The organism is Microbacterium sp. cx-59 (genome assembly GCF_020805625.1).
In the GTDB taxonomy this organism is placed as follows: Bacteria; Actinomycetota; Actinomycetes; order Actinomycetales; family Microbacteriaceae; genus Microbacterium.
Genome location: NZ_JAJHGO010000003.1, coordinates 152,927 through 176,809 on the forward strand (window position 1 = coordinate 152,927; position 23,883 = coordinate 176,809).

The 23,883-nt window shown below is 68.4% G+C and carries 20 protein-coding genes; 10 read left to right on the top strand and 10 right to left on the bottom strand.

Annotated elements, in window-relative coordinates:
- Positions 1–282: 282 nt before the first annotated feature.
- Positions 283–2,748, bottom strand: a complete 2,466-nt coding sequence (locus tag LMI96_RS03155) for a DNA topoisomerase (ATP-hydrolyzing) subunit A (RefSeq protein ID WP_228360446.1) — start codon at positions 2,746–2,748, stop codon at positions 283–285.
- Between the two features lie 60 nt (positions 2,749–2,808).
- On the opposite strand from LMI96_RS03155, the gene LMI96_RS03160 reads away from it, so the two are divergent.
- Positions 2,809–3,924 carry an alkaline phosphatase family protein gene (locus LMI96_RS03160; protein ID WP_228360447.1) on the top strand — a complete coding sequence of 372 codons (1,116 nt, stop codon included), beginning with the start codon at positions 2,809–2,811 and terminating at the stop codon, positions 3,922–3,924.
- Positions 3,925–3,941: 17 nt separating this feature from the next.
- On the opposite strand, the gene sepH is transcribed toward LMI96_RS03160, so the two are convergent.
- Positions 3,942–4,955, bottom strand: a complete 1,014-nt coding sequence (gene sepH / locus LMI96_RS03165) for a septation protein SepH (protein WP_228360448.1) — start codon at positions 4,953–4,955, stop codon at positions 3,942–3,944.
- A 210-nt stretch (positions 4,956–5,165) separates the two neighbouring features.
- On the opposite strand from sepH, the gene LMI96_RS03170 reads away from it, so the two are divergent.
- The gene (locus LMI96_RS03170) at positions 5,166–5,459 is read left to right on the top strand and encodes a DUF4193 domain-containing protein (protein WP_223721162.1); all 294 of its coding nucleotides are present in this window, start codon (positions 5,166–5,168) and stop codon (positions 5,457–5,459) included.
- Here the strand turns inward: LMI96_RS03170 and LMI96_RS03175 are convergent.
- The gene (locus tag LMI96_RS03175; RefSeq protein ID WP_228360449.1) at positions 5,432–5,929 is read right to left on the bottom strand and encodes a DUF3093 domain-containing protein; all 498 of its coding nucleotides are present in this window, start codon (positions 5,927–5,929) and stop codon (positions 5,432–5,434) included. The two genes, LMI96_RS03170 and LMI96_RS03175, sit on opposite strands and share 28 nt — an antisense overlap.
- 12 nt (positions 5,930–5,941) lie before the next feature.
- Here LMI96_RS03175 and dut point away from each other — a divergent pair, with 12 nt between their 5' ends.
- The 5 genes from dut to dxs all read left to right on the top strand — a co-directional run bounded on the left by dut (position 5,942) and on the right by dxs (position 12,838).
- Positions 5,942–6,394: a dUTP diphosphatase gene (gene dut / locus LMI96_RS03180; protein WP_228360450.1), complete on the top strand. Its 453-nt coding sequence runs from the start codon at positions 5,942–5,944 to the stop codon at positions 6,392–6,394.
- Positions 6,391–6,990: a DUF3710 domain-containing protein gene (locus LMI96_RS03185; protein WP_223721164.1), complete on the top strand. Its 600-nt coding sequence runs from the start codon at positions 6,391–6,393 to the stop codon at positions 6,988–6,990. The genes dut and LMI96_RS03185 overlap by 4 nt, the downstream gene beginning before the upstream one ends.
- A complete protein-coding gene (locus LMI96_RS03190) occupies positions 6,987–7,748 on the top strand; it encodes a DUF3159 domain-containing protein (RefSeq protein WP_228360451.1) in 762 nt (253 codons plus the stop codon). The genes LMI96_RS03185 and LMI96_RS03190 overlap by 4 nt, the downstream gene beginning before the upstream one ends.
- Before the next feature lie 139 nt (positions 7,749–7,887).
- Entirely contained in the window at positions 7,888–10,755 is a 2,868-nt protein-coding gene (locus tag LMI96_RS03195; RefSeq protein WP_308015744.1) for an aconitate hydratase, read from the top strand.
- 124 nt (positions 10,756–10,879) lie between these two features.
- Positions 10,880–12,838: a 1-deoxy-D-xylulose-5-phosphate synthase gene (dxs, locus tag LMI96_RS03200; RefSeq protein ID WP_228360453.1), complete on the top strand. Its 1,959-nt coding sequence runs from the start codon at positions 10,880–10,882 to the stop codon at positions 12,836–12,838.
- 59 nt (positions 12,839–12,897) lie between these two features.
- Here dxs and LMI96_RS03205 read toward each other — a convergent pair whose 3' ends face one another.
- The 4 genes from LMI96_RS03205 to LMI96_RS03220 form a co-directional block, all read right to left on the bottom strand.
- Positions 12,898–15,045: a 3-hydroxyacyl-CoA dehydrogenase NAD-binding domain-containing protein gene (locus tag LMI96_RS03205; RefSeq protein WP_228360489.1), complete on the bottom strand. Its 2,148-nt coding sequence runs from the start codon at positions 15,043–15,045 to the stop codon at positions 12,898–12,900.
- Between the two features lie 11 nt (positions 15,046–15,056).
- Positions 15,057–16,265 carry a thiolase family protein gene (locus tag LMI96_RS03210; RefSeq protein ID WP_228360454.1) on the bottom strand — a complete coding sequence of 403 codons (1,209 nt, stop codon included), beginning with the start codon at positions 16,263–16,265 and terminating at the stop codon, positions 15,057–15,059.
- Positions 16,266–16,337: 72 nt separating this feature from the next.
- The gene (locus LMI96_RS03215) at positions 16,338–17,534 is read right to left on the bottom strand and encodes an HRDC domain-containing protein (protein WP_228360455.1); all 1,197 of its coding nucleotides are present in this window, start codon (positions 17,532–17,534) and stop codon (positions 16,338–16,340) included.
- On the bottom strand, positions 17,527–18,114 hold the full coding sequence (locus tag LMI96_RS03220; RefSeq protein WP_228360456.1) for a DUF3000 domain-containing protein: 588 nt from the start codon (positions 18,112–18,114) through the stop codon (positions 17,527–17,529). Before LMI96_RS03220 ends, LMI96_RS03215 begins: the two co-directional genes overlap by 8 nt.
- Positions 18,115–18,139: 25 nt before the next feature.
- On the opposite strand from LMI96_RS03220, the gene LMI96_RS03225 reads away from it, so the two are divergent.
- Positions 18,140–19,363 (top strand): S9 family peptidase, encoded by a 1,224-nt coding sequence (locus LMI96_RS03225; protein ID WP_228360457.1) that lies wholly within the window; start codon positions 18,140–18,142, stop codon positions 19,361–19,363.
- Here LMI96_RS03225 and LMI96_RS03230 read toward each other — a convergent pair.
- The 3 genes from LMI96_RS03230 to LMI96_RS03240 form a co-directional block, all read right to left on the bottom strand.
- A complete protein-coding gene (locus LMI96_RS03230) occupies positions 19,332–20,039 on the bottom strand; it encodes a dihydrofolate reductase family protein (RefSeq protein WP_228360458.1) in 708 nt (235 codons plus the stop codon). The two genes, LMI96_RS03225 and LMI96_RS03230, sit on opposite strands and share 32 nt — an antisense overlap.
- Before the next feature lie 7 nt (positions 20,040–20,046).
- Positions 20,047–20,487 carry a SufE family protein gene (locus tag LMI96_RS03235; protein ID WP_223721173.1) on the bottom strand — a complete coding sequence of 147 codons (441 nt, stop codon included), beginning with the start codon at positions 20,485–20,487 and terminating at the stop codon, positions 20,047–20,049.
- Between the two features lie 78 nt (positions 20,488–20,565).
- Positions 20,566–21,468 carry a sulfurtransferase gene (locus LMI96_RS03240; protein WP_228360459.1) on the bottom strand — a complete coding sequence of 301 codons (903 nt, stop codon included), beginning with the start codon at positions 21,466–21,468 and terminating at the stop codon, positions 20,566–20,568.
- A 123-nt stretch (positions 21,469–21,591) separates the two neighbouring features.
- On the opposite strand from LMI96_RS03240, the gene zapE reads away from it, so the two are divergent.
- Complete coding sequence (gene zapE / locus LMI96_RS03245; protein ID WP_228360460.1) at positions 21,592–22,629, top strand: cell division protein ZapE; 1,038 nt, start codon at positions 21,592–21,594, stop codon at positions 22,627–22,629.
- Positions 22,630–22,634: 5 nt separating this feature from the next.
- Entirely contained in the window at positions 22,635–23,861 is a 1,227-nt protein-coding gene (locus LMI96_RS03250; protein ID WP_228360461.1) for an ammonium transporter, read from the top strand.
- Positions 23,862–23,883: the final 22 nt, after the last annotated feature.

The window sequence follows — 23,883 nt, forward strand, 5'->3', positions numbered from 1 at the left end:
TCGAACCTCGCGCGGGTCCTCGACCCGGGGCTCACGTGGCGCAATCTGCGCGGGGCGCCGGCGGATTGCGACACGTGAGTGAGTCTCCCGCGTCCGTGTCGCGCTCACGCTTGGTGCTCACGTGGCGCGATCTGCGGGGTGTGCCGACCGATTGCGTCACGTGAGCGGGTCTTTCTACCCCGTGTCGCGCTCACGCTTGGTGCTCACGTGGCGCGATGTGCGCGGGGCGCCGGCGGATTGCGACACGTGAGCGGGTCTTTCGAGCCCGTGTCGCGCTCGCGATCAGGCGACGGCGGAGCCGACGGCCGCGATCACGGCGTCGAGGGGTTGACCCGAGGCGTCCCGCTTCGCGCCCGCATCCGGAAGCGCACGGACCGAACCGTCGGCGCCGACCGCGCGCGGCCCGGCACCGACCCACGCGAGGGTCAGCTCGTCTTCCCCTCGGAGGAACCGCTGCGCACGCACGCCACCGGTCGCGCGTCCCTTCGGGGGGAACTCGGTGAAGGCCGAGACCTTCGCGGATCCCGCGTCCGTTCCCGGCAGCGCCTGCGCCGAGCCCGCCAGCGTCACGACGACGACCTCCGCCGGGTCCGCGGTCACGACGTCGAAGGCGACCACTCGCGCACCATCGCCGAGTCGGATCCCCGCCATGCCGCCCGCCGCGCGTCCCTGCGGACGCACACTCGTGGAATCGAAACGCAACAACTGCGCATCGGAGGCGACGAACACCAGCTCGGCACCATCCGGTGCCGGTGCCGCCCCCACGACCCGATCGCCGGGCTTCAAGGCGATGATCTCGACATCGTGCTTGCCGGGGGGCAGTTCGCTCGCTGCGACCCGCTTGACGACTCCCTGCGCGGTGCCGAGGGCGATCACGGGTTCCGCCGTGAGCGGTACGACGGCGACGACGTGCTCGGATCCGGTGAGCCCCAGGTAGGTGTCTGCGCGGGTACCCGCCGCTAGCGCGACGGAGTTCGCCGGCACGGAGGGCAGATCGACGGGGGAGAAGCGGATGAGGCGCCCGGCCGATGTCACCGCACCGACGTCCCCGCGAACCGTGGCGTCCACCCAGGAACGCACGGCATCGTGCTTCGACCGCCGCGTCGGCGCCACGATGCCGCCGCCGGGCACATCCGCCACGAGTTCCGCGCGCACCATCCGACCCGTCGCCGACAGGAAGACGCGGCACGGAAGGTCGGCGAGCTGCAGATCGGCCGCGGTTGCGGCGCGTGCCGATGCTCGGGCGGTGACCGGTCCGCCGTTGAGCAGCAGTGTGCGCCGCGGAGTGCCGTACGTATCGGATGCGGTCTCCAGCTCGCGCGCTACCTGCGCACGCAGGAGCGCGTCATCGCCCAGCAGCTCGCGGAGGGCGGCGATATCGGCCTTCAACGCGTCCTGCTCGGCCTCAAGTTCCACGCGCGAGAACTTCGTGAGCCGCCGCAGTCTCAGCTCGAGGATGTACTCGGCCTGGATGTGCGTCAGGTCGAAGACGTCCATCAGCCGTGCGCGGGCCTCTTCCGAGTCGTCGGACGACCGGATCACCTGGATGACTTCGTCGATATCGAGGATCGCGATGAGCAGACCTTCGACCAGGTGCAGACGCTCGACCTTTCGGGCGAGGCGATACTCGCTGCGCCGCGTCACGACGCGCAGGCGGTGGTCGAGGTACACCCGCAGAAGCTCGCGGAGACCGAGAGTCTGCGGCTGACCGTCGACCAGCGCGACGTTGTTGATGCCGAAGGAGTCCTCGAGCGGCGTCAACCGGTAGAGCTGGTCGAGCACGGCCTGCGGATCGAAGCCGGTTTTGATGCCGATCACGAGGCGCAGACCGTTCCGCCGATCGGTCAGGTCGGTGACGTCGGAGATGCCCGTGAGCTTCTTCGCGTTGACCGCATCCTTGATCTTCTCGATCACGCGTTCGGGACCGACGAGGTACGGCAGCTCGGTCACGATGAGACCGGACTTGCGCGGCCCGAGCTGCTCGATGCTGACCTTGGCGCGCGTCCGGAACGAGCCACGGCCGTTCGTGTACGCATCCTTGATGCCGTCGAGACCGACGATGATGCCGCCCGAGGGCAGGTCAGGTCCGGGCACGAACTCCATCAGCTGCTCGAGAGTGGCGTCGGGGTGGCGCAACAGGTGCACGGCGGCCGCGACGACCTCGACGAGGTTGTGCGGCGCCATGTTCGTCGCCATGCCGACGGCGATTCCGGCGGCGCCGTTGACCAGGAGGTTCGGGTACGCGGCGGGGAGCACCTCGGGCTGCTGGAACTGCCCGTCGTAGTTGGGGATGAAGTCGACGACGTCCTCGTCGAGGTTCTCGGTGAGCGCGAGCGCTGCCGGAGCGAGCCGGGCCTCGGTGTATCGCGGAGCAGCCGGACCGTCGTCGAGGGATCCGAAGTTGCCGTGCCCGTCGACGAGCGGCACGCGAAGCGAGAACGGCTGGGCCAGGCGCACGAGGGCGTCGTAGATGGGCGCGTCGCCGTGCGGATGCAGCTTTCCCATCACCTCGCCGACAACGCGCGCGCTCTTCACGTGTCCGCGGTCGGGACGCAGGCCCATGTCGGCCATCTGATACAGGATGCGGCGCTGCACCGGCTTCAGACCGTCTCGCGCATCGGGGAGGGCGCGGGAGTAGATGACGGAATAGGCGTACTCGAGGAACGAACCCTGCATCTCGGCGGCGACGTCGATGTCTTCGATGCGTCCGTGATCTGCGGGGATGGACGGGGATCCGGAAGAAGGCATGACGTTCGAACCTCGGGTAGCGATGAGGGGCGTGTGCGCGGGTGTGCGAGACTGGCCCCGATGCCCCTCAGCCTACCGGCGGACCCGTCCCACGCCCGGAGCCTCACCGCGGTTCTGACGGACGTCCTTGCCGCCATCGACGGAGTGTCACCGACTCTGCCGCCCGTCCGGAGCGCCGTGGTCATGGTCGTCGATGGCCTCGGATCGCACGCGCTGGCCGCCCACGGCGGATATGCCCGCTTCCTCGCGTCTCGCAGCACGAAGAAGAGCGTGGCGACGACGGTGTTCCCGAGTACGACCGCGGCCGCACTGACGAGCCTCCTGACCGGCACCGACGTCGGCGCGCACGGGATCGTGGGATACCGGGCCCGTGTGCCGGCGACGGACCGGGTGTGGAATCAGCTGACCGACTGGGGGCCGGGCCAGCTCGATGCCGCAACCTGGCAGCGGTCCCCGTCGTTGCTGGACGCGCCGAACCGGTTCGTCGTTTCGAAGCCCGAGTACGCGCACACCGGGTTCACGACCGCCACCACGCGCGGAGCGCGCTTCATCGGCGAGCGGGATCTCGACGCGCGGATCGATGCGGCGGCGCACCTCGCGCGCATTCACCCCGGAGCGGCGATCTATCTCTACGTGCCCGAACTGGACTCCGCCGGCCACCGCTACGGGATGGACTCGGATGCGTGGCGGTCGGTGCTCGAGTCGGTCGATGCGGCTGCGCGGCGGCTGCACGGCGCGGTCGGTCCCGACGTGGGCGTTCTCCTCACCGCCGACCACGGCATGGTCGATGTCCCGTCCCACCGGCACGTCATCGTCGGGCACGGCGACGCGCGGCTCGACGGCGTCCGCGCACTCGGCGGAGAACCCCGGATGCTGCACATCTACGCCGAAGACGGTGCCGCCGCATCCGTCCGCGAGGCGTGGCGTGGCGAGGATGGCCGCTCGTGGGTCATGACGCGTGACGAAGCGATCGCTGCCGGACTGTTCGGGGCGACGGTCGCCGACGACGTGCGCCTGCGTATCGGCGACGTCCTGGTGGCCGCGCGAGCGGAGATCGCGTACTACGACGGCAGACTCGCTGACACCTCCGGACAGCGGATGGTGGGCCAGCACGGCTCGCTCACCGCGGACGAGCGGATCGTGCCGCTCCTGCGTCTCGGCGCCTTCGGGATCTGACGGACGGCGAGCCGAGCTCAGTTCTCGTCTGTACGAGCTCCGAAGACGATCTCATCCCACGACGGCATCGACGTACGACCCTTGCGACGTTGGGCGTCGCTTCCGGACGGTTCGGCCTGGGTCGGGGTCGGTTCTGCGGCGGGGGACGAGTCGTAGCCCGGCTCGAGGGCGTCGAACAATGCGACCGGAGCCGGCGAACGGGAGCCTTCCGTCTCTCCGACGGGTGCCGACGTGCGCTGGCCGCGCCGGCGACGAAGCGCCTCGAGGAGGTCGGCGGTCTCCGCCGACGTGACGGGCGCGTCCGGCGCGCGCTTGATGGCGGCATCCTGTACCGCCGCACTCGACGGCGGCGGCGAGGCGTGATTCTGCTCGGCGTCGTGCCGGGGACCGAAGGCGCCGCTGTCGAACCGCGACTCGTCCTTGATCCCCGATGTGTCGAGCGCACGAAGCCTCGGGATGAGTCCCTCCGGAAGCGATCCCTGTCGGGAGAGCTGGGTGGCGTCCGTGTTCAGCGGAGACAGCGAGCTGCGGCGCGGATCGAAACCCCAGCGCGCATCGCGCTCGACCTCGCCGGCGACGAAGAGCAGCTTCACGATCCAACCGGATGCTTCTTTCCAGCTCGACCAGCGCTCGGCGGTCGCGCCGGCCTCCGCGAGCTTGGCGCGGACGGCATCGCCGAAGGTCGTGGGTGCGTCGTCACCGAAATCCGCTCCGAGCAGCACCGGGACCGAGAGGGCCTGGCCGACGATGAACTCGCGCTCGGCGAGAACGGGAGGCTCGAACCGCACGACGTCTTCGAGCGTCGTGCCGAGTACCTCGGCGACCTCGCGTGCGGAAAGCCCCGCGCGGATCTGCGCCTGGATCTCACGCGGGCTCGGCCGGGGGCCGCGCGCGGGTTCTTCGCGCTCCTTGCGTGCGCGGCGGAGCTCCGCGCGCAGCACGTCGTCCACGACGAGGGAATACCGCTGGCCGGATTCGGATGAGACGACGAGTACGCCGTCCTCGGTGCCGATCACTCTGAGCTGTTCCATAGGTCACACGCCTCCGATCTGCCGTGTGGGGCCATGGTGTCACAGCGAGCAGGCGACACCGGGAATATCGTGCGCGTGGCGCGAGTTTCCTCGGCGTACACAATCACCCGACGGCACCGCGACGCATTTGCTTAATGGTCAGCCGTCATGCAAACTATGGCCGCCCGCCGCGATGGCGGACGCTCCACATCGATCAAGAGACACGGAAGCATGGCTACGGATTACGACGCCCCCCGCAAGACCGAGGACGACAGCGAGTCCATCGAAGCGCTCAAGGAGCGCGTGCCGGACAAGATGTCCGGTTCGGTCGATGTCGAGGATGCTGACAACCCGTCCGGCTTCGAACTTCCCGGCGCAGACCTCTCCGACCTCGACCTCGACGTCGTGGTTCTGCCCGCCCAGGAAGACGAATTCACCTGTGTCAACTGCTTCCTCGTGAAGCACCGATCCCAGGTGGACCACGAAGAGTCCGGCGGTTACATCTGCATGGAGTGCGCAGCGTAAGACTGCGCGCGACGCAGCGCTGCTGCGAGACGATCCGGAGTCCGGCTGGAGATGATCCAGAAGGGCGCCGGATCGTTTGCGTCGAGCACGGCGATGCGCACCGCTCCATCGATGCCGCCGCGAACGAGCGTCCACGACCGCGGGTCGAACTCGCGACCGCGCGCGGTGCGGGCCTCTTCGCCCGCGAGCGCTTCCGCATCCCCCAGCAACGCGACGTCGATGTGCGCGCGTCCCGCGCGCAGCTCACCGTCCGCGACGGAGACGGATGGCGAGAGCCAGATCAGCAGCGCGATGATCACGGCAGAGACGGCGACTCCGCCGATCAAGGCCAGGGTCAGATCGACCGGGCTGAGCGCGAGCGCGATCATCGGCGCGCCGAGCGCGGCGGCGACGAGCGTCCAGAGCGAGGGGCTGAGCTTTTCGCGGTAGACGGGGGCGGGGGAGCGGGTGTTGACGTGCATGATCTGCATTACCCTCGTTGGGTGGCCGAAAGCGTGAACGTACCCATTATCGCGTCGGTCGTCCCCGCGTACGCGCACCCCGGTGACGCCGGCGCCGATCTGGTCGCCACGGAGGCGGTCACGCTCGAGCCGGGCGCGCGTGCTCTGATCGGAACCGGCGTGCGAATCGCACTCCCCGACGGCTACGTCGCTTTCGTCGTTCCGCGCAGTGGACTCGCCGCGAAACACGGCATCACGGTGCTGAACGCCCCCGGAACGGTGGATGCGGGCTACCGTGGCGAGATCAAGGTGACGCTGCTGAACACCGACCGCGATACGGCCTACGAGGTGGCCGTCGGCGACCGGATCGCGCAGCTCATCATCATGACCGTTCCGCCGGTGCACTTCGTTCCCGTCGAAGAGTTGCCGGACAGCATCCGAGGTTCCGGCGGTTTCGGTTCCACGGGTTACGACACTCAGAGGAGTCCTCGATGACTGACGCGTCACTGGAACCGCTCGATAAGACCGCACCCGCCGATCGCGCCGTCGCCGGCCCCTTCGATGAGTCGGAGGTGAACCCGGTGCGTCCGTACATCGACCTCGGCGCGGTGAAGGTTCTTCCGCGCGAAGGCCTCAACCTCCGCCTCGAGGTCGAGGAGCAGACGAAGCGCATCGTCGCGGTCGGGCTCGACTACGTGGACTCCACGCTCCAGGTGCAGGCGTTCGCGGCCCCGCGCTCGACGGGCCTGTGGGAGGAGACGCGGGAGCAGATCCGCCAGCAGGTGCGCCAGCAGGGCGGTCGCGTCGAAGAGCGCGAGGGCCCGCTCGGGCCGGAGCTCCTGGCCGAGGTGCCGGTCGTCGTCGGCGGTGACGGTGGCTCCGCTGGCAAGCGGCTCGCGCGATTCGTCGGTGTCGATGGGCCGCGCTGGTTCTTGCGTGGTGTGATCGGCGGAGCGGCGACGTCCGACGTCGAGGCTGCCGCCCAGGTCGAAGATCTCTTCCGGTCGCTCGTGGTGGTTCGCGGCACGTCGCCCATGCCGCCCCGCGATCTGATTCCGCTCAAGATGCCCGCGACACCGGGCAGCGCGTGAGCGAGGGCGCCGACCCGCGCGAGCCGAAGGCATCCGAGCTGATCGGGGAGGCCCTCGGCACGGCAGCACGTCGCGCAGGACTCGATCCGTCTTCGTCCGCCACCACGGGTCACGTGGTGTGGAAGGCGATGGGCGGATGGCGCGGCGTCGTCGAGTCGGTGCTGCCGAGCCTCATCTTCGTCGTGGCGTACACGGTCTCGCGCGACCTGGTCGTCTCGCTCATCGCGTCGGTCGGGATCGCTGCCGTGTTCACGGTCGTCCGATTCGCCCAGAAGTCTCCGCCGGCGGCCGCGCTCGGCGGCCTGATCGCCGCCGCGATCGCCGCCGTGCTGTCGCTCCTGACGGGCAACCCGTCTGACAACTTCGTGCCGGGACTGCTCACCAACGCGGCCTACGGCACGGCGATGCTGGTCTCCGCGCTGATCGGGTGGCCGCTCATCGGTCTCGTCGCGGGGTACCTGATGGGCGAGGGTGTGGCGTGGCGCCGCGATCGCCGTAAGCGTCGCGCGTTCTTCTGGCTGACCATGGCGTGGGCGGCGCTCTTCGCCGTGCGCCTGGGCGTGCAGCTGCCGATCTACCTGAGTTCTCTCGATCCGGCGAACCGCGAGAGCGCCGTCGCCCTCCTCGGCACGCTGAAGATCGCGATGGGATTGCCTCTGTTCGCCCCGCTCGTCGCGGTGACCTGGCTGACCGCCCGCGCCCTGTACGTGCGCCGCGCGGCGACGCCGGATGCGGACGCCGCGGACGCTCCTCGGTGATATATTTATCTTGACGTCAAGATAAATATTCGGGCTACCGAGTAAGGCTTGCCTTGCTAGCTCCCCACCATGGCGGCGGGGAAGATGGGGTCTGCGGGCCCCGCGATGTCGCCCGTCCATGCCGACGAAGGAGACACACGTGTCCACTGTTGACAGCTTCGGTGCGAAGAGCACCCTGACGGTCGGCAGCACCGACTACGAGATCTTCCGGATCGACACGGTTCCGGGTTACGAGAAGCTCCCGTTCAGCCTGAAGGTCCTGCTCGAGAACCTCCTTCGCACCGAAGACGGCGCGAACGTGACGAAGCAGCAGATCGAGGCGCTCGGATCCTGGGATGCGGCGGCAGAGCCCGACACCGAGATCCAGTTCAGCCCGGCCCGTGTGGTCATGCAGGACTTCACCGGCGTTCCCTGCATCGTCGATCTCGCCACCATGCGCGAGGCGGTCGCCGCCCTCGGTGGGGAACCGTCCAAGATCAACCCGCTGTCTCCGGCCGAGATGGTCATCGACCACTCCGTCATCGCCGACCTGTTCGGCAGTGAGAACGCCCTCGAGCGCAACGTCGAGATCGAGTACCAGCGCAACGGCGAGCGCTATCAGTTCCTGCGCTGGGGCCAGACCGCCTTCAACGACTTCAAAGTCGTGCCGCCCGGAACCGGCATCGTCCACCAGGTCAACATCGAGCACCTCGCGAAGGTCATCTACGACCGCACGATCGACGGCACGCTGCGCGCCTACCCCGACACCTGCGTCGGCACCGACTCGCACACCACGATGGTGAACGGTCTCGGCGTGCTCGGCTGGGGCGTCGGCGGCATCGAGGCGGAGGCCGCGATGCTCGGGCAGCCTGTGTCGATGCTCATCCCCAAGGTCGTGGGCTTCAAGCTCTCCGGCACGATCCCGACCGGCGTCACCGCGACCGACGTCGTGCTGACGATCACCGACATGCTGCGCAAGCACGGTGTGGTCGGCAAGTTCGTGGAGTTCTACGGCGCGGGTGTGGCATCCGTGCCCCTCGCGAACCGCGCCACGATCGGCAACATGAGCCCCGAGTTCGGCTCGACGGCCGCGATGTTCCCGATCGACAGCGTGACGATCGACTACCTGCGTCTCACCGGGCGCAGCGAGCAGTCGCTCGCGCTGGTCGAGGCGTACGCGAAGGAGCAGCACCTCTGGCACGACGCGTCCGTCGAGCCGGTGTTCAGCGAGTACATGGAGCTCGACCTGTCGACGGTCGTGCCCTCGATCGCCGGCCCCAAGCGCCCCCAGGACCGCATCATCCTCACCGAGTCGAAGGAGCGCTTCGAGCAGGACCTGCTCGACTACGCGACTCCCGGCGCGCACACGGCCGTCGACGCGGCCGTGGAGGGCACGTTCCCCGCATCCGACCCCATCGGTTTCACCCCGCAGGACGAGACGAGCCAGGGCGAACCCCCCACCGAGGTGAGCCACGCGCACGAGCACGCGGCCCGTTCGCTGAGCCACGCGCCCTCGACGGTGTCGAAGCCGACCAAGGTCACCCTGGAGGGCGGCGAGTCCTTCACGCTCGACCACGGAGCCGTCACGATCGCAGCCATCACCTCGTGCACCAACACGTCGAACCCCTCCGTCATGCTCGCGGCCGGTCTGCTCGCGCGCAACGCGGTCAAGAAGGGGCTGAAGGCCAAGCCGTGGGTCAAGACCACGCTGGCCCCCGGATCCAAGGTCGTCACCGACTACTACGAGAAGGCCGGACTCACGAAGGACCTCGAGGATCTCGGTTTCTACACGGTCGGCTACGGCTGCACGACCTGCATCGGTAACTCCGGTCCGCTGATCGAAGAGGTCTCCACGGCCATCAACGACAACGATCTGGCCGTGACCGCGGTGCTCTCCGGCAACCGCAACTTCGAGGGACGCATCAACCCCGACGTGAAGATGAACTACCTCGCCAGCCCGCCGCTGGTGATCGCGTACTCGCTCGCGGGGTCGATGAACTTCGACTTCGAGGTTGACGCGCTTGGTCAGGACTCCGACGGAAATGACGTGTTCCTGAAGGACATCTGGCCGGATGCGGCCGAGGTGCAGTCGACGATCGACTCGTCGATCAACGAAGAGATGTTCACGCGTCAGTACGCGACCGTCTTCGAAGGCGACGACCGGTGGAAGAACCTGCCGACGCCCACCGGTGACGTGTTCGAGTGGGACGACGAGTCCACCTACGTCCGCAAGCCCCCGTACTTCGACGGCATGACGATGGAACTCACCCCGGTGCGCGACATCGAGGGCGCCCGCGTGATGGCGACGCTCGGCGACTCGGTGACGACGGACCACATCAGCCCCGCCGGAAACATCAAGGTCGACAGCCCCGCCGGGCGTTACCTCGCCGACCACGGCGTGGAGCGCAAGGATTTCAACTCCTACGGCTCGCGCCGAGGAAACCACGAAGTCATGATCCGCGGCACGTTCGCGAACATCCGCCTGAAGAACCAGCTCGTCGGCGCGGTCAACGACGGCGCGGTCGTCGAGGGTGGATACACCCGCGACTTCACGCAGGAGGGCGGCCCGCAGTCGTTCATCTACGACGCGAGCCAGAACTACCAGGCGCAGGGCACCCCCCTCGTCATCTTCGGTGGCAAGGAGTACGGCTCGGGATCGTCGCGCGACTGGGCGGCGAAGGGCACGAGCCTGCTGGGCGTCAAGGCTGTCATCACCGAGAGCTTCGAGCGGATCCACCGCTCGAACCTGATCGGGATGGGCGTCGTTCCGCTGCAGTTCCCGACGGGCGAGAGCTGGGCGTCGCTCGGCCTCGACGGTACCGAGATCGTCTCGATCTCGGGCCTGGAGAAGCTGAACGAGGGCGTGACCCCGAAGACGGTTCGCGTCACCGCCGCCCCGAGCGAGTTCTCCGCTCCCGGCAAGGAGACGGTCGAGTTCGACGCGATCGTTCGCATCGACACCCCCGGTGAAGCCGACTACTACCGCAACGGTGGCATCCTGCAGTACGTGCTGCGTTCGCTCGTGTGAGTGCATCGACGATGGCCCCGACGTTCGCGTCGGGGCCATCGTCGTCTGAGGGCCGGTGATTGCCGGCCCGGACCTAGACTGGGTCGACGCTCTGCGTAAGACTCTCGACGGCGAAAGGAGCGGGATGTCTCTGCTCACCTCTGTGGCCAGCCCGCGCGATCTCGACACTCTGAGCATCGAGCAGCTCGAGCAGCTCGCCGCGGAGACGCGGGCGTTCCTGATCGAGAACGTCTCCCGCACCGGCGGGCACCTCGGGCCCAACCTCGGTGTCGTCGAACTCACGATCGCGCTCCACCGCGTCTTCGATTCTCCTCGGGACCCGATCGTGTTCGATACGGGCCACCAGTCGTACGTCCACAAGATCCTGACGGGTCGTCGGGACTTCTCCGGTCTGCGCTCGCGTGGGGGCCTCGCCGGCTACCCGCAGCGCTCCGAGAGCGAGCACGACATCGTCGAGTCGTCTCACGCGTCGAGCTCGCTGAGCTGGGCGGACGGAATCTCCCGAGCGTTCGCACGAACCGGACGCAAAGACCGCCATGTCGTCGCGGTCGTGGGAGATGGCGCGCTCACCGGCGGGATGACGTGGGAGGCCCTCAACAACATCTCCGATGACAACGATCGGAATCTCGTCATCGTCGTGAACGACAACGGCCGTTCCTACGCCCCGACGATCGGCGGAATGGCGCGCTACCTCAACCGCGTGCGGACGGCGGACGCCTACCAGAGCCTCCACCGGAACTCGCGGAACCTGTTCACCAAGCTCGGGCCGGCCGCTCGGGCGGTGTACCGCGGCGTCCGCGGCGGAACGCACGGCTTCCTTTCGCGCTTCGTGAACAACGAGGCGCTGTACTCGAACCTCGACATCAAATACCTCGGCCCGATCCACGGACACGACCTGCCGACCCTTCTCGAAACCCTCGAGCTCGCCAAGAACTACGGCGCCCCCGTGATCGTGCACGTGATCACGGAGAAGGGCCGCGGGTATCAGCCGGCCATGGACGACGAGGCCGACCAGTTCCACGCGGTCGGGCGCATCGACCCGCTCACCGGTGAGACCCTCGGCGGCGACGCCGGTACGGCCTGGACGGACGTGTTCGCGGAAGAGCTGGTGCGGGTCGGCGACGCTCACCCCGATGTGATCGCCATCACCGCGGCCATGCTGCGACCGACCGGGCTCCTCCCCTTCGCGGTGAAGCATCCGGATCGGGTGTACGACGTCGGAATCGCCGAGCAGCACGCCGTCACGTCCGCCGCCGGCCTCGCGTATGGAGGACTGCATCCGGTCGTCGCGCTGTACGCGACCTTCATGAATCGCGCGTTCGACCAGGTGCTCATGGATGTGGCGTTGCATCGCGCCGGCGTCACGTTCGTGCTCGACCGCGCCGGCGTGACGGGACCCGACGGCCCGAGCCACCACGGCATCTGGGATCTCGCGATGCTCCAGCTCGTGCCGCGCATCCGGATCGCGGCGCCGCGGGATGCGACGCGCCTCCGCGAAGAACTCGCGGAAGCCGTTGCCGTGTCGGACGCACCGACGGTGCTGCGGTACCCGAAGGGTGCGGTCAGCCCCGAGCTTCCCGCCATCGAGCGTCTTCCGGACGGAGTCGACGTCCTCGTCCGGCCCTCCGCATCCGATGTTCTGCTCGTCGGTATCGGGCCGATGGCCCACGTCGCAATGGATGTCGCCCGGCGGCTCGGCGCCCAGGGAATCGGCGCGACCGTCGTCGATCCGCGCTGGGTGGTGCCGGTGGCGAGCTCGCTGATCGAACTCGCCGCTGAGCACCGGCTCGTCATCACGATCGAGGACGGCATCCGGGTCGGCGGCATCGGCACGCGCATCAGGCAGGTGCTGCGCGAAGCGGGGGTCGACACGGCGGTCGACGAGCTCGGCGTGCCCGACGAGTTCATCGACCATGCTTCGCGTGATCAGATCCTGCAGGACGCGGGTCTCACGGCCGCGAAGATCGCGCAGGACGTGATCGCTCAGGTGCTCGGCACCCGCATCCCGGTCGCTCGTCCCGCAAACGACGACGCCGATGCATCCTGGGCGCAGGCGGAACAGACCTCCGAGAATCGCGACTGAGGCGAACCGAAAGGGGCGGGGCCGGCTGACCGGTCCCGCCCCTCTTCGTTCGCCCGCGCTCAGCGCGAAACGATGCCGAGGATCGGCGGATGGTGGAACGTGTCGGCGAAGACGCGCTCGGACGCGCCCTCCCGGTCGAGGTAGGGCGATGCACCGCCGTCAATGAACGGCCAGCCCGCCCCGAGGATGAGGCACAGGTCGATGTCTTCGACCTCGGGCACGACACCCTCCTCGAGCATGAGGTGGATCTCCTGCGCGAGACCGTCCTGCACCCGCTGCAGGATGGTCGCCTCGGAGGACGGCGTCGATCCGACCGCACCCGTCAGCACCTTCTCGGCAGCCTTCGTCCAGCCGGTGACCCGTCCGGACTTGTCCTTCTCCACAACCTGCGACAACTCGGCCAACGAGTGGAAGTTCTCGGACGCGAAGAACCGCTCGGGGAAGGCGTGCGCCATCGTATCCTGCACGTGAGCGGCGACCTTCCACCCGACGAGGTCGATCAGCTGGAACGGCGACATGGGCAATCCGAGCGGCGCGAACGCCTTCTCGACGGTCATGAGGGGGGTTCCTTCGTAGACCGCACGCGCCGCCTCGCCCATGACCTTCGCCAGGAGACGGTTGACGACGAAGCCGGGCGCATCCGCCGTCAGAACGGCATTCTTGCCGAGTCCCCTCGCGACCACGAACGCGGTGGACAGCGTCTGCTCGTTGGTCGTCGGCGTCTTGACGACCTCGATCAGCGGCATGACCGCGACGGGGTTGAAGAAGTGGAAGCCGACGAGACGCTCGGGGTGGGCGAGGTGAGCGCCGATCTCCGCGACGGAGAGCGATGACGTGTTCGTCGCGAGGATCGCGTCCGGGGCGATGATCGGTTCGATTCCGGCGAACACCTGCTGCTTCACGCCCACCTCTTCGAATACCGCCTCGATCACGAAGTCGCAGTCGGCGAATTCGGATGTGTCGGTGGTGCCGCGGACGAGCGCACGGAGCTGGTTCGCCGTGTCGCCGTCGAGCCGACCCTTGGCCTCGAGCGCACCGATCTCGTCGTGGATGTGCGCCACGCCCTTATCGACGCGGGCCTGATCGAGGTCGGTGATCAGCACGGGCACCTTGAGTCGGCGCACGAACAGCAGCGCGAACTGGCTGGCCATGAGCCCCGCGCCGATGATGCCCACCTTGGTGACCTTCTTCGCCAGTGACTTGTCGGGCGCGCCGACGGGGCGCTTGGCGCGCTTCTGCACGAGATCGAACGCGTACATCGATGCCGCGAACTGGTCGCCCGCGACGAGGTCGGCGAGGGCGTCGTCCTCTCGGGCGAAACCCTCTTCTTTCGTGCCGCTCCGCGCCTTCTCGAGCAGCTCGAGGGCGACGTACGGCGAACGGGGGACGGTGCCGATTCGGCTCTCCAGCATGGAGCGAGCCATCTTGATCGCCACCGGCCACTTCGTGAGCCGCTCGATCTTGCCGGGCTCGTTCTTCCGGACGACCTTCTGAGCTCCCGTGAGCACCCGGTCGGCCCACGAGAGCGAGTCCTCCAGGTAGGTCGCCGGCGAGAAGATCGCGTCGAACATGCCGAGTTCGAACGCACGCTGCGGCTTGAGTGTGCGGTTCTGCTTCAACGGGTTCGAGATGACGACCTCGAGGGCGTTCTCGATTCCGATCAGATTCGGCAGAAGGTAGGCGCCGCCCCATCCAGGGATGATGCCGAGGAACACTTCGGGCAGCGCGATGGCGGCAGCGGACGAGTCCACGGTGCGGTAGGTCGAGTTGAGGGCAACCTCGACCCCGCCACCGAGCGCGAGCCCGTTCACGAACGCGAACGACGGAACGCCGAGCGTCGAGAGTTGGCCGAGCACCTGGTGTCCGCGCTGCGCGATCAGCTTCGCCGCATCGCGAGAGGGCACCTGCGAGACCTGGGAGAGGTCGGCGCCGGCCGCGAGGATGTACTGCTTGCCGGTGATGCCGACGGCCTGGATTTCGCCCGCGGCCGCGCGGGCACGCAGGGTGCTCAGCGTGTCGTTGAGCTCCGCGAGCGTGGCCGGCCCGAGGGTGTTCGGTCGGGTGTGGTCGCGGCCGTTGTCGAGCGTGATCAGTGCGAGAACGTTCCCGGAGGGCAGCCGGATGTCGCGAACGGGGGAGTGGGTCACCACCTCATCAGCGGTGAAGGCGTCGAGCGGCGAGAAATCGATGGCGTCGTAGTTCGTCACGGTGGTCGCGCTCACTTCTTCCTCTTCTTGCCGTCGAAGGACGGGTTCTCCCAGATGACGGACCCGCCCTGACCGAGACCCACGCACATGGCGGTGAGCCCGTACCGAACGTCGGGGCGCTCCTGGAACTGCGCAGCGAGCTGGATCATGAGACGGACGCCGGATGCGGCGAGCGGGTGCCCGAAGGCGATCGCCCCACCCCACGCGTTCACGCGGGGATCGTCGTCGTCGATACCGAAGTGGTCGAGCAACGACACGACTTGGATGGCGAACGCCTCGTTCAACTCGAACAGGCCGATGTCGTCGATCCCCAGGCCAGCTTTACGCAGCGCCTTCTCAGTCGACGGGATCGGTCCGATTCCCATGATCTCGGGCTGGACTCCGGCGTAGGCGAAGGACACGAGTCGCATCTTCGGGCGAAGGCCGAGCTCCTTGACTGCGGCAGCACCGGCCAAGAGGCCCATCGTGGCGCCGTCGGTGAGCGGGGAGGACGTGCCCGCCGTGACCCGGCCGTGCGGGCGGAAGGGCGTCTTCAAACCTGCGAGATCTTCCATCGTGGTCTGCGGGCGGCGCCCCTCGTCCTCGGTCGCCAGTCCCCACGCGCCGGAGGCGTCTTTCGTTCCGACCGTGACGAGATCCGGCTGGATCTTTCCCGCGTCGTAGGCCGCCTGCACCTTCTGCTGGCTGCGCATGCCGAAACGGTCGCTGCGCTCCTTGGTCAGATGAGGAAAACGATCGAAGATGCGCTCGGCGGTCACCCCCATGTTGAGGGCGCCGGGGTCCACCATCTTCTCGGCCACGAACCGCGGGTTGGGGTCGGTGTTCGCGCCGATGGGGTGGTGCCCCATGTGCTCGACACCGCCGGCCAGGGCGACGTCGTACATCCCGATGCCGATCGAACCGGCCATCGTCGTGACACTCGTCATCGCGCCCGCGCACATGCGGTCGATGGCGAATCCGGGAACGGTCATCGGCAGCCCCGCAAGGATCGCCGCTGAACGGCCCAGGGTGAGACCCTGATCTCCGGTCTGGCTCGTCGCGGCGATCGCGACATCGTCGATGCGATCAGCCGGAACGTCGGGGTTTCGCTCCATCACACCGATGATCGTCTTGACCACCAGGTCGTCCGCACGGGTGTTCCAGTACATGCCCTTCTCGCCGGCGCGACCGAACGGGGTCCGCATGCCGTCGACGAAATAGACGTCCGAAATTTCGGCCACTTTGCCTCCAAAGTCTGTGTGCTCTCGACACTATGGAGGCCCCTGCGGGGGCGGGAATCGGTTGGGCCGAACCTACGAATCGGTCTCGGCGGGCGACGGCGGCTCTTGCACGGAAGCCACAAAGGCATCCGCGATCATCTGTGCGGTTTCGTGCACCTGCCAGGATCGCGCGCCCAGAGCGCGCAGGGCTTCCCCGATGCCCTCGGCATCCGTCGGCTCCGGCGGTTCCCACGCCACGCGTCGGAGCAGCTCGGGCGTCAGCAGGTTCTCCGTCGGCATGCCGAGCTCGCTCGCTCGTTCTTCGACGATCGGGCGTGCGGCCTTCAACCGGAGATCCGCGGCCGGGTTGCGATCGGACCATGCGCGGGGAGGCGGTAGGGTGTCGCTCGGCACACGGTCGGGCGGGAGCACGGTGGCCGCGCGGCCGCGTTCGAAGGCCGCCCACCACCGGTCGAGCTCGGTACGGCTCGCCCGTCCGTTGAACTCCTTGATCGCGCTCAGTGCGCGTTTCGACTCGGGATCGGCGGCGATCGCGGCGACCAGCGAGCGATCCGGCACGAGGCGACCCGGCGAAACGTCCTGTGCGATCGCGAGCTCTTCGCGGGCTTCCCAGAGCTCCCGCGCGATCGCGAGCGTACGCCGGCCGCGCAGCGTGTGCAGACCGCTCAGCCGGCGCCACGGGTCGGTGCGCGGCGGTTTGGACGGGCGATCGAGCACCGCCTGGAACTCCTCCACGGCGATTTCCGTCTTCCCCTGCTCGGCGAGTTCGGCGACCAGAATGTCGCGCACGTCGATGAGATGCAGCACATCCAGCGCGGCGTACTCGAGCCACCCCTGCGGCAGCGGGCGCGTCGACCAATCCGCCGCCGAGTGCGCCTTCGCGAGGGTGATTCCGAGCGTCTCCTCCACGATGGCGCCCAGGCCCACGCGCTCGTGGCCGAGGAGCCGCGAGGCCAGCTCGGTGTCGAAGATGCGCGGCGGTTCGAGGCCCAGTTCCCGGAGCGAGGGGAGATCCTGACTCGCGGCATGCAGGACCCATTCATCGGTCGCGAGGACGCCCTGGAGATCGTCGTAGCGAGACAGCGCGGGCGGATCGAGCAGGAAGACCCCCGCGCCGCGGCGGAAGATCTGGATCAGGTACGCACGCTGCGAGTACCGGAAACCGGACGCGCGCTCCACGTCCACGGCGAACGGACCTTCGCCATCGGCGAGAGCGATGACCGCATCCGCCAGCGTGTCGTCGTCGGCGATCACGGGGTACTCAGCCACGCCTTGTTCCTTTCGTCCGGATGCTGTCGATGTTCTCCGAGCCCGGCGGAAGACCCGCCAGCATGCCCAGAAGCTCGGCCCATGCCTCGACGTGAGCAGAAAAACGCCCGTCGGGGGACCACGATGCCCGCAATTCGATCTGGGCGCCGTCGCCTTCTTCGGCGAGCCCGCCGAACCCCTTGGACAGGGTCTTCGTCGCGGTCCCGGATGCGGAATGGTGCGGCGCATCGTGGGCTCGAAGCGCGTCGACCAGCCACGACCAGGCCACGTCCGCGACGAGCGGATCGATGCCGATGTCGGCGTCGAGAGGCGCTTGCGCGAAACAGACGACGCGCCAGGGACCGCCCCAGGGGTCGGGCTCGGTCGGGTCGTGCAGCAGGAGGAAACGGCCCGTTCCGTACAACGACTCGCCGTGCTCGGACTCGGGACGGATGTCGCCGGCCAGCGCGATCGCGTTCGGGGCCAGCCCGGTCGGCGCGCTGATCTGCCGCACGGCCAGGTCATCGCGAAAGACGACCTGGGCCACATCCGCCACGGCATCCTCGAACGAGGAGGGTGACGGGGCAGAGGGGTGGGCCACGGCGACAGACTAGGCTGGTTCGACCATGAACAACTTCAGGCGCGCCGCTTCACACAGTGCCTCTCCCGTTCTGCGCGGGGCTCTCGGCGGTGCACTTGTCGGACTCGCGGCAGCGACCGCGATGACGAGTGCGTTGCTCGGCGCCGTTGCGCTACGGGTGGCTCGCCGCGTCGTGACGCCCGCCGCACGACGCGCCGACACCCGCATCCTCGCGGTCGACCCGAGCGCCCAGACCGTCACACTCGAGCGCACCCCCGACACCGAGTTGCCGGGCCGATACGGCTTGTTCACGACGGGCACCGAGGACTATGTGAAGCTCGGCAGCGTGCTCGATTCGAACGAGCACAGCGTGAAGCGGAAGCTCCTCACTCACGTCGGTCTGGATTCCCAGCTCGCCGCCGAAGCCGCCTTCAGCGGCTGGTACTACGACCGTCCCGAGCAGTTGCACCTCCCGTTCTCCTCGCAGCTCATCGGCTCGGCCGTGGGTCCTTGCCCCGCCTGGCTGTTCCCGGCCGAGGAAGCCACCGACCTCTGGTGCATCCAGGTGCACGGGCGGGGAACGACCCGCGCCGAGTGCCTCCGTGCCGTCCCCCTCATGCACGGCCTCGGAATCACGACCCTGGTCGTGTCGTACCGTAATGACGGCGAGGCTCCGCGAAGCCGCACGGGAACGTACGGACTCGGTGCGACCGAGTGGCGTGACGTCGACGCCGCGATCGGTTTCGCCCGCCGTCAGGGAGCACGCCGCGTCGTGTTGATGGGCTGGTCGATGGGCGGCGCGATCGCGCTGCAGCTGGCCCTGAGCTCGGCGCACCGCGACATGATCGCCGGCATCGTGCTCGACTCACCGGTTGTGGATTGGCGCGTCGTGCTGGACTACCAGGCGCAGGCCATGAAGCTGCCGCACGCCGTCACCTCGGTCGCCTACGCGGCGCTCGAGTCCGAGTGGGGAACCGCCTTCACCCGCACGGGCCACCCCATCCCGTTCGAGCGCCTCGATGTCGTCGCGCGGGCCAAGGAGCTGCGGGACCCCATCCTGATCCTGCACAGCGACGACGACGGCTTCGTGCCCTCCGACGCATCGCACGCGCTGGCCGACGCGCGTCCCGATCTCGTCGAACTCGACGTCTTCGAGGTCGCACGGCACACGAAGCTCTGGAACTACGACGAGAAGCGGTGGAGCGACAGCATCCGGAACTGGATGCGGCGCCACGAGCTCACGGTCGAGGGCGCAGCCTCAGATAGCTGAACCCCGCGTCGTCTACGAGCAGGGCCCGTGGCTCTGCCGCGATGTCGTGCTGCACGTGCAGGAACGGTGCCGGTGACGCGCCGATCCGCGGCGCGACCGTGACGCAGTACTCGTCGATCGCTCCCGCCGCGGCGAACTGCGATGCCAGCGCGGGTCCGCCTTCGCAGACCACTCGGGTCCACCCGCGATCGGCAAGTGACGCCACGATCGCTTCCGGGGTCAGGTCGCCATCGCCGGCGATCGGCAGCACCTCGATGGCCGACTCGGCAACGGTCGCGCGCACCGCTTCGGCACGGTCGGCCGGGCACAACACGACGACGCGTCCCGCATCCTCCGCCTCGATCCGAAGACCGTCGAGCCGGCCGGATGCGGTCACGATCGCGAGACGCGTGCGGCGCGGCACGATGTACTTCTCTGCGCGCACGGTCTGCGCACCCACGACCACGACGTCGGATGATGCCCGGATGATGCCGAGGACCGTGCGGTCGAGCGGGCTGGTGAGCGTGTCGCTCGTTCCGTCCGAACCCGTCGCGCCGCCGGTGAGCGAGGTCACCATGTTGAGGCGCACGAACGGGCCCGCCGGCGGTGCGTACGCGGCCTCGAGCCATGCCCGGCCCGCGTCGGTTCCGGCATCGACCGTCTCTGCGGGGCCCGGGATCACGCGAGTGATCAGCATCCGGAACTCAGGACCCGATCTTCGCGCGGACCTGCCGCTTGGCGCGCAGGAGCATGCCGGTCATGCCCGCTATCCGCAGCGGCGACACGGCCCGGGTGAGACCGATGCTCTGCGGGTAATCATCGGGCACCGCGAGAACCTCGTCGGCGGTGAGCCCGGTCAGACCCTGCACCAGGATGCTCGCGAAGCCGCGGGTCGTCGGCGCTTCGGCCGGTGCCGTCGCGTGCATCGCTACGATTCCGTCCGGCGATACGTCGACCACGATGTACACGGGGGACTGGCACTCCGCGACCCGCTCGCACAGCTCGGGGTGCCCGTCGTACTGCGCCGGGACGGGCGGAAGCTCCTGCGAGAACTCCAGCAGGAGCTGAAGCCGCTCGGCTTCGGGGAGCGCGAGGAAATCCTCGCGGATCTCGGCGAGGGCCTCGGGCAGTGCGGTGTCGCTCATCCCGGCCATCCTTTCACGAGGAGACCGCGCGAGGGCGGGCGCTCGGCCCGCGCCCACCCTCGCGACATCGGCGGTCGATCAGCTGCCGGGGACTGCGCCCGGCTCGGCGCCCGTGACGATCGGCACGCGCACCGCGCTGCCCCACTCCGTCCAGGATCCGTCGTAGTTGCGTACGTCGTCGAAACCGAGGAGGTGCTTCAGCACGAACCAGGTGTGGCTGGAGCGCTCACCGATGCGGCAGTACGCGACGACCGAGTCGCCATCGCGGAGACCGGCATCGCCGCGATAGATCGCATCGAGCTCCTCGCGGGGCTTGAATCCGCCGTCGGCGCCGACGGCACGCGCCCACGGCACGCTCTGCGCGGAGGGGATGTGGCCGGCGCGGAGCGCGCCCTCTTCGGGGTAGGCGGGGGCCGTGGTGCGCTCTCCGCTGTACTCCTCGGGGGAGCGCACGTCGATGAGCGGATTGCCGAGGTGCGCGAGCACGTCTTCCTTGTATGCGCGGAGCACGCTGTCGTCGCGTTCGACGACCGGGTAATCGGTCGGCGTGGGAGCCGACGCCTCCGTCGTGATGGGGCGCTCCTCCGCGATCCATCGGTCTCGACCGCCGTCCAGAAGACGCACGTCCTCGTGGCCGAACAGGGAGAACACCCAGAGCGCGTAGGCGGCCCACCAGTTGTTCTTGTCGCCGTAGATGACCACGGTGTCGTCGCGGGAGATGCCCTTCCGGCTCAGCAACTCCGCGAAGCCCGCGCCGTCGACGTAGTCGCGGACGACGGGGTCGTTGAGCTCGGTGTGCCAGTCGACCTTGACGGCGCCCGGGATGTGGCCGGTCTCGTAGAGGAGCACGTCCTCATCCGATTCGACGACGACCAGGCCCGGCGAGCCGAGCCGCTCCTGCAGCCAGTCCGCCGTCACGAGACGTTCCGGGTGGGCGTAGGCGGCGAACTTGTCGGACGTGGTGTCGGGTTCGACGGGCACGATTGCTCCTCGCGATCAGGGCGTACGGGACACGGCGTAGTGTGGTAGCCGTCTGCATCGACCCTAGATACCTCGGGTGGGAGACGCATCCGCATCCGTAAACAGGGGACACAGGACGCCCGCATGACCGCTACCGTGACGCCCACCGGCATCGTTCACCTCGTCGACCGGACCCCGCAGGTCTCGGGCACCGACATGGTCGCCGCACTCGTACCGCCCCCGCAGTTCGCCGACGCGACGTTCGAGTCGTATCGCGCCGATGACGCGCACCCGTCGCAGCAGGAGGCGAAGGACGCGCTGGTCGCCTTTTCCGGCGGATTCGTCGAATCCGGCGCGAAGCGCGGTCTGTTCCGCCGCGCACCGAAGGCTCCGGACCGCAAACCCGGGATGTACCTCGACGGAGGGTTCGGCGTCGGCAAGACCCACCTGCTCGCGGCGATCTATCACGCCATGCCCGCACGCCGGAAGTACTTCGGCTCGTTCATCGAGTACACCGCTCTCGTCGGTGCGCTCGGCTATCAGCAGACCGTGCAGCTCTTCCGCGGTGCGGATCTGTTGTGCATCGACGAGTTCGAGCTCGACGACCCGGGCGACACCATGGTGATGACCCGGCTGCTGGGTGAGCTCGTGGCCTCCGGTACGAAGCTCGCGGCGACCTCCAACACCCCGCCGAACGCGCTCGGCGAGGGCCGCTTCGCCGCGCAGGACTTCCTCCGCGAGATCAGCGCGATGTCTGCGAGCTTCGAGACGCTGCGCATCGACGGCGTCGACTTCCGCCAGCGTGCCGTCGACGGGCACGCCGTCGTCCTCACCGCCGAGGAGTACGAGTCCCGCGTGGCTGCGGTGGCGGAATCTGGCATCGCCTCCGACGACGCCTTCGCCGACCTCGTCGCCCACCTCGCCTCCGTGCACCCGTCGCGATACATCCGGCTCATCGACGGTCTCGCCGAGATCGGGCTCCGCGACGTCACGGTGCTCACCGACCAGTCGGCCGCCCTCCGATTCGTCGCGTTCGTCGACCGGGCCTACGACGCGCAGATTCCCGTGCGGGCGACCGGCGCACCGCTCGACACGGTGTTCGGCGAAGAGATGCTTGGCGGGGGATACCGCAAGAAGTATCTGCGCGCGGTCTCTCGGCTGATCGCGCTGACGCACTCCTAGCTCACGTGGACAGCGGAAATCTGGCGTGGGCGGTCGTCGCGACGGCGCTCGTGCTGCTCATGGCGCCCGGGGTCGCGCTGTTCTATGGCGGGCTCGTTCGGGCCCGGAGCGTCATCAGCATGATGATGATGAGTTTCGGCGCGCTCGGGCTGATCGGCGTGCTCTGGATCCTGTTCGGATTCCAGATGAGCGCCGTCGACACGACGTGGGCGTTCGCGGGTAATCCGTTCGCCGATGTCGGCCTCGCCGGAGCCGACGACGACACCCTTGTTCGTGCGGCGTATAGCGCGACTTTCGCGATCATCGCGGTCGCGCTCATCTCGGGCGCCATCGCCGACCGGGCGAAGTTCGGCGCGTGGATGCTGTTCGCCGGCCTCTGGGCGACGCTGGTCTACTTCCCGGTGGCGGCGTGGGTGTGGGGCGGCGGGTGGATCATGGGTCTCGGCGAGCAGCTCGGCTACTCGGTCGACGTGATCGATTACGCGGGTGGTACCGCCGTGCACATCAACGCGGGCGCGGCCGCCTTCGCGCTGGCATTCGTGTTGGGAAAGCGTATCGGGTTCCGGAAAGGACTCGCGAAGCCGCACAACGTCCCCTTGGTGATGCTCGGCGCCGCGATCCTCTGGTTCGGGTGGTTCGGGTTCAACGCGGGCGCGCAGGGAGTCGCGGGGCTGCTCGGCACCGACGAGTCCGCGGTGGGACTCATCGTGGTCAACACGCTGGGCGCGACGGCCGCCGCGATCCTCGGGTGGATGGTCGTGGAGAAGCTGAAGGATGGCAAGGCCACCTCGGTGGGCGCCGCATCCGGTGCCGTGGCGGGACTGGTCGCGGTGACTCCGGCGTGCGCGTCGCTCACTCCCGGATGGGCGCTGCTTCTCGGCGTGCTCGCGGGAGCGATCTGCGCGATCGCCGTGGAGCTCAAGTGGGCGCTCGGCTTCGATGACTCGCTCGACGTCGTCGGGGTGCACCTCGTGGGCGGACTCGTCGGAACCCTCTTTCTCGGGTTCTTCGCCACCGGCACGGGGCTGTTCCTCGGTGGCGGCTACGAACAGCTCGTGCTGCAGTTCGTCGCGGCGTTCGGCGTGCTCGTCTACTCGTTCGTAGTCGCCTGGCTGCTCGGGTTCGCGATCGAAAAGACGATCGGTTTCCGCATCCGGAACGAGGACGAGGTCGCCGGTGTTGACACCGCGGTGCACGGCGAGCGGGGATACTCGCTGACCGACGCCGACTGAACGCCGCCGATAAGGTGTGATC